The following is a 1,289-nucleotide window of genomic DNA, read 5'->3' as shown; positions in this document are numbered from 1 at the left end:
TGGCCGGCCCAGACGCTGCGTGGGCCGGCCAACGGCCGGCGCTACCGAGCGGGCGTCACAGATACCGCAGCCACACCAGGTCCTTCCGCCGCGCCTTCAACCGCGCAAACGCCCGCGTCGGCCAATAAAGCGCCACCGCCAGCACCACCGTGATCGCCCACAACTGCCACACCTGGTCCACCCCGAAATACGTGCCGCGGTTCGTTCCCCATGCCGCCACGGCGGCCAGGTACAGCAGCTTCAACACATACAGATGCACCAGATAGAAGAACATCGGCGCGGCCCCGATATCGGCCAGCGGCACCAGCCGGTGGGCCACGGCCGGGCGTTCATACAGCCACAGCAGCAACAGGCCGATCCCCAGCGTCAGCAGCAGGAACAGCAGTGACGGCGGGTACTTGGTGACGTTGAAGACGCTCATGACGGTCGTGCCGGCATCGGCAAATGCCTGCCATGGCTGGTCGCCGTAGACATTCAGCGCACGCAGCAGCGCAAACCCCAACAGCGCCCCGCCACCGGCCCACAGAAGCCGGCGCTGGCGCACCCGTGCATCGCCGCCGCGCATGAACCAGGGCCCGATCACATACCCCAGGGCGATGACCCCGAACCACGGCAGCACGGGGTAGGACGTGCGCAGGCGCAGGGTGTCACCGACCTCGATCCAGTCCCGCTGGTGCAGCACCTTCCAGATCACGGCCATCGCCCCGTTGCCATCCACGTGGACGCCATCGAACAGGTTGTGTCCCCCGATCAGCGCCAGTGCCAGCACGGCCAGTGCCGCACGCGGCAGCCACAGCAGGCCGGCCAGCACCACCATGCTCAGCCCGATGGCCCAGATCACCTGCAGGTAGATCACGCTGGGCGGGAACTGCCCGGTCCAGGCAAAGTTGACCACCAACAGCTCCAGCGCGATCAGGAACAGGCCGCGCTTGAGCAGGAACGCAGACGCCGCGCGGCGCGGATCGGCCTGGCCGCTGCCGTACAGCCAGGCCGAAAGCCCGGTCAGCAGGACGAATACCGGGGCACAGAGGTGGGCCAGCAGGCGGCTGGCGAACAGCGCCGGCTCCACCGTGTCCACCGGCATCGGGTCCGGCACCTGATGGTGCAGGTAGAAGGTCTCGCGGACGTGGTCCAGCAGCATCAGCACGATGACCGTGCCGCGCAGCTGGTCGATGGAGGTCAGGCGGGGGGAGGGGGACAAGGTGCGGCCCGGGGTGGGCGAGATAGGATATAACATCACGGTTGTGTCGTCGGTTTGGGTTTTCCGGTAGCGCCGGCCGTTGGCCGGC

At 67.8% G+C, this 1,289-nt stretch carries 1 protein-coding gene; it reads right to left on the bottom strand.

Features of this window, described 5'->3' with window-relative positions:
- Nucleotides 1-55: 55 nt before the first annotated feature.
- Complete coding sequence (locus QMX83_RS21460) at nucleotides 56-1,237, bottom strand: heparan-alpha-glucosaminide N-acetyltransferase domain-containing protein (RefSeq protein ID WP_282298648.1); 1,182 nt, start codon at nucleotides 1,235-1,237, stop codon at nucleotides 56-58.
- Between the last annotated feature and the right edge of the window lie 52 nt (nucleotides 1,238-1,289).

Origin of the sequence: Stenotrophomonas sp. PS02289 (genome assembly GCF_029960115.1) — a bacterium.
Lineage (GTDB): Bacteria > Pseudomonadota > Gammaproteobacteria > Xanthomonadales > Xanthomonadaceae > Stenotrophomonas.
The sequence above is the reverse complement of the archived record's forward strand: the minus strand, read 5'-3'. Positions and strand labels throughout refer to the sequence as shown.

Coding starts and splice junctions, on each gene's coding strand:
- QMX83_RS21460 (WP_282298648.1), bottom strand. CDS start 1,237: ATGTTATATCCTATCTCGCCCACCCCGGGCCGCACCTTGTCCCCCTCC.